Genomic DNA, 8362 nt, shown 5'->3' on the forward strand with positions numbered 1-8362 from the left:
ACCGTGCGACGTGTTTCCGGGGCGTCAGCCGCCCCGGTGTCCCCGCTCGCCCGGGTCGCGGCGGCCCGGGCGCCTCCCCGGTCAGCGCCGTCGTTCCGCCTTCGCCGAGCGCGACATCAGCGTCTGCAGCGCCTCCTGGGTCGGCCGCCCGTTGTGCACGACGTCCACCACGGCTTCGACGATCGGCATGTCGACGCCGTTGCGCCGGGCCAGGTCCAGCACGGACTCGCAGGACTTGACGCCCTCGGCGGTCTGCCGGGTGGCCGCGATGGTCTCCGCGAGCGACATGCCGCGGCCGAGGTTCATGCCGAAGGTGTTGTTGCGGGACAGCGGCGAGGAGCAGGTGGCGACCAGGTCGCCCATCCCGGCGAGCCCCGCGAAGGTGTGCGGGTCGGCGCCCAGCACCTCGCCGAGCCGGGTGGTCTCGGCCAGTCCGCGGGTGATCAGCGTCGCCTTGGTGTTGTCGCCCAGGCCCATGCCGGCCGCCATGCCGACCGCGAGGCCGATCACGTTCTTGACCGCGCCGCCGAGTTCGCAGCCCACCACGTCGGTGTTGGTGTACGGCCGGAAGTACGGTGTGTGGCAGGCCGCCTGGAGGCGCTTGGCGACCGCCTCGTCGCTGCAGGCGACGACGCTGGCCGCGGGCTGCCGGTTGGCGATCTCCTTCGCCAGGTTGGGTCCGCTGACCACCGCGACGCGCTCCGGGCCGACCTTGGTGACCTCGTCGATCACCTCGCTCATCCGCTTGGCGGTGCCGAGTTCGATGCCCTTCATCAGGCTCACCAGCACGGTCTGCGGCTCGATCAGCGGCGTCCAGGCGGCCAGGTTGTCGCGCAGCGTCTGCGAGGGCACCACCAGCACCGCGAAGTCGGCGCCGGCCAGCGCCTCGGCGGCGTCGGTGGTGGCCCGCACCGTGTCGGGCAGCCGGACGCCTGGCAGGTAGTCCGGGTTCTCGTGGGTGGAGTTGACGGCGTCCACCAATTCCTGGCGGCGGGCCCAGAGCACGACCTCGCAGCCCGCGTCGGCGAGCACCATCGCGAACGCGGTGCCCCAGGAGCCGGTCCCCATCACGGCGCAGCGGGTCACTTGCCGGCCTCCTCGGTGCCCGTGCCCCGCTCGCCCTTGGCGCGCCGGCGCTCGGCCAGCGCGGTGGCGGCGCGCTCCCGGGCGGCCTTGCGCATGTCGTAGCGCTCGGCCGGCGGCTGCTCGCCGCGGACTTCGGCCAGCACGGCGGTGATCGCGGTCATGATGTCCTCGGTGGCGTCGGAGAGCACCTGGGCGGTGAGTTCCTGGCCCTGGTACTTGCTCAGGTCGACCGCCGGACCGGCTGCGACGGTCACGCGGTGGCGCGGGAAGAGGTTGAACTTGCCCTTCCCGAAGCCGGACCGGCCGTACGGCGGGATGATCTCGTGCGCGCCCCAGTGGGCGACCGGGATGACCGGCGCGCCGGTCATCAGCGCGACCCGGGCGACACCGCTCTTGCCGGTCATCGGCCACAGGTCCGGGTCGCGGGTGAGCGTTCCCTCCGGGTAGAACTGCACGCACTGGCCGCTGTCGACGGCGTCGATCGCGGCCCGGAACGCCTGCGCGGCATCGGTCGACTCGCGGAACACCGGAATCTGACCGGTCTTGCGCAGCATGAATCCGATGAAGGGAATGGAGAACAACGAGGACTTGCCGAGAATGCGCGGCGGGCGACCACTGTTGTACTGCCAGTGCGCGTAGATCACCGGGTCGATGATCGAATTGTGGTTCACCGCGGCAATGAAGCCGCCTTGCTCGGGAATGTGCTCCCAGCCCCGCCAGTCGGGCTTCACCAGGGCGGTCGTCACCGGCTTCACCAGCACGGCCGCGAAGCGGTACCAGATGCCGTAGTCGGCGTTGCCGAACTTGGCGTACGAGCGGCGGGCCACCCCAGCTCCTTCTCATCCGATGCGGCGGCACGTGGAGTGCCGCGGTCATGGCCTCCCGGTGCCGCGCACCGGTGCCGGTGGTGCCCGGGCCACGGGCGCGGACCAGTGTCGCCCGCCCGCTCGCCGACTGTCGAGCGGCCGCGCCCGCCCGCCGGGCGGGCGTGATCAAACGCACGTCCGCACAGTTCGGACGGCCTGGCGAGGGCTCCGGGACCGGCGACACAATGACGCCGATGACCCAGGACACCGTACGCCCCAGCAGGCCCGCCGCGCCCGCCGCACCCACCGCCGGCTGGTCGCTGGTGCTTCCGCTCAAGCCGCTCCCCCTGGCGAAGAGCAGACTCGCCCCGTACGCCGGACCGCACCGGTCGGACCTGGCACTGTCCTTCGCGCTGGACACCGTCACGGCGGCACTGGCCACCCCGGGCGTCGCCCGGGTCCTGGTGGTCACCCCGGACGCCGTCGCCGGCGCCCGGCTGGCCGCGCTGGGCGCACTGGTGGTCGCCGACGAACCCGGCGGCGGCCTCAACCGGGCGCTGGCGCACGGCGCGTCGGCCGCCCGGGTGCTCGCCCCGGCGGCCCCGCTGGCCGCGCTCTCGGCCGACCTGCCGGCCCTGCGCCCGGCCGAACTGGCCCGGGTGCTCGGCTCGGTGCCGCCGGACGGCCGGGCCTTCCTGCCGGACTCTCCCGGCCTCGGCACCACCCTGCTCGCCTGCACCTCCGGGCACCCGCTGTCCCCGGCCTTCGGGGACGGCTCGCGGGCCCGGCACGCGGCCGGCGGGGCGCTCGAACTGCGCCTCGCGGACGTGGAGTCGGTGCGCCGGGACGTCGACACCGGTGCCGACCTCGGCGAGGCCGCGTTGCTCGGCCTCGGTCCGCACACCAGCGCGCTGTTCGCCCGTCTGAACCCGTCCTGACCGGGTTCGGGGCCCGGGTCCGGTCCCGGGGGTGGCCCGGACCGCTCGCTATGCTGCTGACATGCAGGCCACCGCGTTCACCTTCGACCCCGCCACCCGGGCCGGCTCCGTGCTGCTCGACGACGGGACCCCGGTGCCGTTCGACGCGGCCGCCTTCGACGCCGGCGGCCTGCGGCTGCTGCGGCCCGGACAGCGGGTGCGGATCCGCACCGAGGGCACCGGCGGGGCCCGCCGGGTGGTCTTCGTGACGCTGCAGACCTTCCCCGACCCCGCCGAGGGCTGACGCCCGCACCGGCGCCCCTGCGCGGAAATCCTCCGGGCACCGACCATCCGGTCCCGCCTTGCGCCGTCGAATCCTGACTAAGCGCCCGGAAATCGAAAGAGCCGCGGCGCCCGGTCTCCGCGAATTCGCGGGAGGGTGCCGCGGCTCTTGGCCGAAGGCCGTCCGAGGACGGTCGCGCGGGACTTACTTGGCAGAGGTCTTGCGCGCGGTGGTCTTGCGGGTGGCGGTCTTCTTCGCCGGAGCCGTCTTCTTGGCCGTGGCGGTCGCCTTCTTGGCGGTGGCCGTGGTCTTCTTGGCGGCAGCCGTGGTGGTCGCCTTCTTGGCGGCGGCCGTCTTCTTGGTCGCGGTCGCCGTGGTCTTCTTGGCGGCGGCCGTGGTCTTCGCGGCCGTGGTCTTGGCGGCGGTCTTCTTGGCGGTGGTCGCCTTCTTCGCGGCGGTGGCCGTGGTCTTCTTGGCGGCAGCCGTGGTGGCCGTCTTCTTGGCGGCGGCCTTCTTGGTGGCCGGAGCGGCGGCGGCAGCGGTGGCGGCGCGCTTGGTGGCGGCGCGCTTGGCGGCCGGGGTGGCGGCCACACCGGTCTTGCCCGGGGTGAGCGAGCCCTTGGGGGCCTTCTTCACCGAGGGGCCCTCCTTCGGCAGCTTCTTGCTGCCGCTGACCAGGTCCTTGAAGCCCTGGCCCGGGCGGAAGCGGGGCACCGAGGTCTTCTTGACCTTGACCCGCTCGCCGGTCTGCGGGTTGCGGGCGAAGCGCGCGGAGCGCTCCACCTTCTCGAAGGTGCCGAAACCGGTGACCGAAACCCGGTCGCCGGCCACGACGGCACGGACCATGGTGTCGAGCACTGCGTCGACGGCCTCTGCGGCAGCCTTGCGACCGCCCAGCTGCTCGGCCACCGCTTCGACAAGCTGAGCCTTGTTCACGTCTTCCCCTTCGGAAACGGGCGCCGGATGATTCCATCCGTTCTTTTCGCACGTTAGGTATGTATCTGCGGACTTTCAATTACCAAACGCGCGAATCACCCTAGTGTCGCAATGGATTTGCGCGTCGGCGACCTCAGCCGAGCGGCGGGCGCCCCTCGTCGAGGTCATGTACAAAGCGACTCAACCGCCTTGCCGCCCCCGGAAGATCGCGCTTGGCGGTCTCGGTGACGATGAGGAGTTGACGAGTGAGAGCGGTCTTTGCATCGGCAGACACGTTCAGCGCATGCACGCGGGCGTGAGCTTGCTTCAACCGCTCGGCCACGAGCGCGTAGAGCGCTGCGACTTCCTGGTCGTCCGGCCCCTCAGCTGGCGCGGAGGTGACGTCCGGCCGGTCGTCAATTCGGCGTTCGGATGGCCGGCCCATGGAGTCCTCAGCCGCGGGTTCGCCGCCCGCGTACGGAGGTTCATGGTGCCGGTGCATGTACTGATTGTGCCATCTACCCGCAGTTGTACTTGCGCGGGGCCCTCTTCCGCAAAGCCAAATGGGCAATCCGGGGCGGGCCGCGGCGCTAACTCGTGCTCCGGAACGACGGATGGCCCGGCCCCCCCGAGGGGGGCGCGGGCCATCCGGTGGATCGTCAGAATGCTTGTTCTGAGGGGAACTCAGGCGACCGGCAGAGTACGGGGCTTGAAGCCCGGACGGGTCGCCTCGAAGGCCGCGATGTCGGCCTCGTTCTGCAGCGTGATGCTGATGTCGTCCAACCCGTTGAGCAGCCGCCACCGGACGTTGTCGTCCAGTTCGAAGGCCGCGGTGATGCCCTCGGCGCGCACTTCGCGTGCCTCCAGGTCAACGGTGATCTCGGCCGAAGGGTCACTCTCGGTGAGCACCCAGAGCCGTTCCACGGTCTCCTGCGGCAGGACGACCGTCAGCAGGCCGTTCTTGAGGGAGTTGCCCCGGAAGATGTCGGCGAAGCGCGACGAGACGACCGCGTGGAAGCCGTAGTTCTGCAGTGCCCAGACGGCGTGCTCGCGGGAGGAGCCGGTGCCGAACTCCGGGCCGGCCACCAGGACCGTGGCGCCCCGGCGCTCGGGCCGGTTGAGGATGAACGAGTCGTCCTTGCGCCAGGCCTCGAACAGCCCGTCCTCGAAACCGGATCGGGTGACCTTCTTGAGCCAGTGGGCGGGGATGATCTGGTCGGTGTCCACGTTGCTGCGGCGCAGCGGGACGGCCCGGCCGGTGTGGGTGGTGAACTTCTCCATGGCTCAGGCCTCCACGCTGTACTGGTTCGGGGAGTGGGTGTCGGCGGGCAGGTCCGCGGGGGCGGCGAGGCGGCCCAGCACGGCGGTCGCGGCGGCGACCTGCGGGGAGACCAGGTGGGTGCGGCCGCCCTTGCCCTGCCGGCCCTCGAAGTTGCGGTTCGAGGTGGAGGCGCAACGCTCCCCCGGGGCGAGCTGGTCGGGGTTCATGCCCAGGCACATCGAGCAGCCCGCGTGGCGCCACTCGGCGCCGGCCGCGGTGAACACCTTGTCCAGGCCCTCCTCGACGGCCTGCAGGGCGACCCGGACGGAGCCCGGGACCACCAGCATCCGCACGCCGTCGGCGACCCGGCGGCCCTCCAGCAGGGCGGCGGCGGCCCGCAGGTCCTCGATCCGGCCGTTGGTGCAGGAGCCGACGAACACGGCGTCGACCTTCACCTCGCGCAGCGGGGTGCCGGCCTCCAGGCCCATGTACGCCAGGGCGTTCTCGGCGGCCGCGCGCTCCTGCGGGTCGGCGAAGGACGCCGGGTCCGGCACGTTCGAGCCCAGCGGGGCGCCCTGACCGGGGTTGGTGCCCCAGGTGACGAACGGGCTCAGCTCGCTCGCGTCGATGAAGATCTCGTGGTCGAAGACCGCGTCCTCGTCGGTGACCAGGGTCTTCCAGTACGCGACGGCGGCGTCCCAGTCCTCGCCCTGCGGGGCGTGCGGACGGCCCTGGAGGTAGTCGAACGTGGTCTCGTCCGGGGCGATCATGCCGGCCCGGGCACCGGCCTCGATCGACATGTTGCAGATGGTCATCCGGGCCTCCATGGACAGGCCCCGGATCGCCGAACCGCGGTACTCCAGGACGTAGCCCTGGCCGCCGCCGGTGCCGATCCGCGTGATCACGGCCAGGATCAGGTCCTTGGCGGTGACGCCTTCGGGCAGTTCGCCCTCGACGGTGATCGCCATGGTCCGGAACGGGGCCAGCGGCAGGGTCTGGGTGGCCAGCACGTGCTCGACCTGGCTGGTGCCGATGCCGAACGCCAGTGCGCCGAAGGCGCCGTGGGTGGAGGTGTGGGAGTCGCCGCAGACCACCGTCATGCCGGGCTGGGTCAGGCCGAGCTGCGGGCCGACGACGTGCACGACGCCCTGCTCGACGTCGCCGAGCGAGTGGATCCGGACGCCGAACTCGGCGGCGTTGCGGCGCAGGGTCTCCAGCTGCACCCGGGAGACCGGGTCCGCGATCGGCTTGTCGATGTCCAGGGTGGGGGTGTTGTGGTCCTCGGTGGCGATCGTCAGATCGGTGCGGCGGACCGCGCGCCCGGCCAGTCGCAGTCCGTCGAAGGCCTGCGGGCTGGTGACCTCGTGGAGCAGGTGCAGGTCGATGAAGAGGAGGTCGGGCTCACCCTCCGCACGCCGCACGACGTGGTCGTCCCAGACCTTCTCTGCGAGTGTCCGTCCCATCGGATTCCCTCCAGCCGGCCGCGTTGCCGGCCTTCTCGTGTCGTCGAGGTCGCTGCGTGCTCCGCCCCCGCTGCGGGGCTCGTTCGCGCGACCTGCACGCCGGATCGCTGTCCACGATGCGGACACTCGGAGGAGGCCACATCCTGGATGTCTCCCGGGCTGCTGCATCCAGAGTGGCGCTTTTCCCGCAAGATTGAACTTGCGTCTCGCGGAATGAGACTGCAGTCTTAGGGCATGGACAACACTAGCGGCGTCGGCGTTCTCGACAAGGCCGCTCTGGTGCTGAGCGCACTGGAGTCGGGCCCCGCCACGTTGGCGGGGCTGGTCGCCGCCACCGGTCTGGCGCGCCCCACGGCCCACCGACTCGCCGTCGCACTCGAACACCACCGCCTGGTCACCAGGGACATGCAGGGGCGCTTCATCCTCGGCCCCCGCCTGTCCGAACTCTCCGCCGCGGCGGGCGAGGACCGGCTGCTCGCCACCGCGGGCCCGGTCCTGACCCACCTGCGCGACGTCACCGGCGAGAGCGCACAGCTCTACCGCCGCCAGGGCGAGATGAGGATCTGCGTGGCCGCCGCCGAGCGGCTCTCCGGCCTCCGGGACACCGTCCCGGTCGGCAGCACCCTGCCGATGAAGGCCGGCTCGGCCGCCCAGGTCCTGCTCGCCTGGGAGGAGCCCGAGCGGCTCCACCGCGGCCTGCAGGGCGCCCGCTTCACCGCCACCGCGCTGAGCGGCGTCCGGCGGCGCGGCTGGGCCCAGTCGATCGGCGAGCGCGAGCCCGGCGTCGCGTCGGTCTCCGCGCCCGTCCGCGGCCCCTCCAACCGCGTGGTGGCCGCCGTGTCGGTGTCCGGCCCGATCGAGCGCCTGACCCGCCACCCCGGCCGCCTGCACGCCCAGGCCATCATCGAGGCCGCGAACCGGCTCACCGAGGCCCTCCGTCGCAGCTGACCCCCTCCCGCTGCCCCGGCGATCCCCCACCCGCCCCCTCCCCCCACCGACCACCCCCACGAAAGCCGGAAGGGCCCCGCTCGAATCGAGCGGGGCCCTTCGGCGCTTTCCCCACGGAAAACAAAAAAGACCCCGGAAACCGGGGCCTTCCTCTGACTGGCTGGGGTACCAGGACTCGAACCTAGACTAAATGAACCAGAATCACTCGTGCTGCCAATTACACCATACCCCAACACAAAGCAAGGGCCGATGGGCGAGCCCACCGGCTTCCTGCTCTGAAGTACCCCCGACCGGATTCGAACCGGCGCTACTGCCGTGAGAGGGCAGCGTGCTAGGCCGCTACACAACGGGGGCTTGATCTTCATTTGTACTGCCGTACTGCTGTTACTGCGGTACTGCGCTGGGGTACCAGGACTCGAACCTAGACTAAATGAACCAGAATCACTCGTGCTGCCAATTACACCATACCCCACCAGAGTTGAACCCTCGTCGGGTCCTTCCCAGGCGTTGCGCCTCTCGTTCGGTCCCGGCCGGGGGGCTTTCGCTCCCTCGTCCGTTCCCTCCCGGGCGGCGCAGAAAGAACATTACCCGACGTCTGCCCTGGCTCCAAAATCGATAACCCCAGGCAGCGGCCAGGAGGCCGGCGGGCGGCCTCCGGGTACGCCGCGGGCCCGGCACGAAGC

Annotated in this window: 9 protein-coding genes and 3 tRNA genes; 3 read left to right on the forward strand and 9 right to left on the reverse strand. The window is 71.4% G+C overall.

Translation table 11 applies throughout. From position 1 onward, the window contains the following. Positions 1-81: 81 nt before the first annotated feature. Together ACFV04_RS08595 and ACFV04_RS08600 are read right to left on the reverse strand one after the other, a co-directional pair. Positions 82-1086, reverse strand: coding sequence for an NAD(P)H-dependent glycerol-3-phosphate dehydrogenase (locus ACFV04_RS08595; protein ID WP_360262030.1), 1005 nt, complete (start codon positions 1084-1086; stop codon positions 82-84). Next, positions 1083-1913 (reverse strand): lysophospholipid acyltransferase family protein, encoded by an 831-nt coding sequence (locus tag ACFV04_RS08600; protein WP_360262029.1) that lies wholly within the window; start codon positions 1911-1913, stop codon positions 1083-1085. Before ACFV04_RS08600 ends, ACFV04_RS08595 begins: the two co-directional genes overlap by 4 nt. A gap of 233 nt (positions 1914-2146) precedes the next feature. On the opposite strand from ACFV04_RS08600, the gene cofC reads away from it, so the two are divergent. Beyond that, positions 2147-2830: a 2-phospho-L-lactate guanylyltransferase gene (gene cofC / locus ACFV04_RS08605; protein ID WP_380348245.1), complete on the forward strand. Its 684-nt coding sequence runs from the start codon at positions 2147-2149 to the stop codon at positions 2828-2830. A gap of 61 nt (positions 2831-2891) precedes the next feature. After that, on the forward strand, positions 2892-3113 hold the full coding sequence (locus ACFV04_RS08610) for a hypothetical protein (protein WP_360262027.1): 222 nt from the start codon (positions 2892-2894) through the stop codon (positions 3111-3113). A 183-nt stretch (positions 3114-3296) separates the two neighbouring features. Here the strand turns inward: ACFV04_RS08610 and ACFV04_RS08615 are convergent, their stop codons facing one another. The 4 genes from ACFV04_RS08615 to leuC all read right to left on the reverse strand — a co-directional run bounded on the left by ACFV04_RS08615 (position 3297) and on the right by leuC (position 6731). Then, entirely contained in the window at positions 3297-4028 is a 732-nt protein-coding gene (locus ACFV04_RS08615; RefSeq protein WP_360262026.1) for an HU family DNA-binding protein, read from the reverse strand. 133 nt (positions 4029-4161) lie between these two features. Next, the gene (locus tag ACFV04_RS08620; RefSeq protein WP_380527718.1) at positions 4162-4509 is read right to left on the reverse strand and encodes a hypothetical protein; all 348 of its coding nucleotides are present in this window, start codon (positions 4507-4509) and stop codon (positions 4162-4164) included. Between the two features lie 182 nt (positions 4510-4691). Beyond that, complete coding sequence (gene leuD, locus ACFV04_RS08625; RefSeq protein WP_380348242.1) at positions 4692-5288, reverse strand: 3-isopropylmalate dehydratase small subunit; 597 nt, start codon at positions 5286-5288, stop codon at positions 4692-4694. A 3-nt stretch (positions 5289-5291) separates the two neighbouring features. Continuing rightward, positions 5292-6731, reverse strand: coding sequence for a 3-isopropylmalate dehydratase large subunit (leuC, locus tag ACFV04_RS08630; RefSeq protein ID WP_380348240.1), 1440 nt, complete (start codon positions 6729-6731; stop codon positions 5292-5294). Positions 6732-6965: 234 nt separating this feature from the next. Here leuC and ACFV04_RS08635 point away from each other — a divergent pair, with 234 nt between their 5' ends. Continuing rightward, positions 6966-7679, forward strand: coding sequence for an IclR family transcriptional regulator (locus tag ACFV04_RS08635; protein ID WP_030246527.1), 714 nt, complete (start codon positions 6966-6968; stop codon positions 7677-7679). Positions 7680-7836: 157 nt separating this feature from the next. Here ACFV04_RS08635 and ACFV04_RS08640 read toward each other — a convergent pair. The 3 genes from ACFV04_RS08640 to ACFV04_RS08650 all read right to left on the reverse strand — a co-directional run bounded on the left by ACFV04_RS08640 (position 7837) and on the right by ACFV04_RS08650 (position 8151). Further along, positions 7837-7911: transfer RNA gene (locus ACFV04_RS08640), tRNA-Gln, on the reverse strand. A gap of 49 nt (positions 7912-7960) precedes the next feature. Further along, positions 7961-8033: transfer RNA gene (locus ACFV04_RS08645), tRNA-Glu, on the reverse strand. A 46-nt stretch (positions 8034-8079) separates the two neighbouring features. Continuing rightward, positions 8080-8151 (reverse strand) — tRNA-Gln (locus tag ACFV04_RS08650). Positions 8152-8362: the final 211 nt, after the last annotated feature.

The organism is Kitasatospora sp. NPDC059599, assembly GCF_042735125.1.
GTDB lineage: Bacteria > Actinomycetota > Actinomycetes > Streptomycetales > Streptomycetaceae > Kitasatospora.

Bases quoted from the DNA above. Each gene is read 5' to 3' on its own strand.
- cofC (WP_380348245.1), top strand. From the start codon at position 2,147: ATGACCCAGGACACCGTACGCCCCAGCAGGCCCGCCGCGCCCGCCGCA.
- ACFV04_RS08610 (WP_360262027.1), top strand. From the start codon at position 2,892: ATGCAGGCCACCGCGTTCACCTTCGACCCCGCCACCCGGGCCGGCTCC.
- ACFV04_RS08620 (WP_380527718.1), bottom strand. From the start codon at position 4,509: ATGCACCGGCACCATGAACCTCCGTACGCGGGCGGCGAACCCGCGGCT.
- leuD (WP_380348242.1), bottom strand. From the start codon at position 5,288: ATGGAGAAGTTCACCACCCACACCGGCCGGGCCGTCCCGCTGCGCCGC.
- leuC (WP_380348240.1), bottom strand. From the start codon at position 6,731: ATGGGACGGACACTCGCAGAGAAGGTCTGGGACGACCACGTCGTGCGG.
- ACFV04_RS08635 (WP_030246527.1), top strand. From the start codon at position 6,966: ATGGACAACACTAGCGGCGTCGGCGTTCTCGACAAGGCCGCTCTGGTG.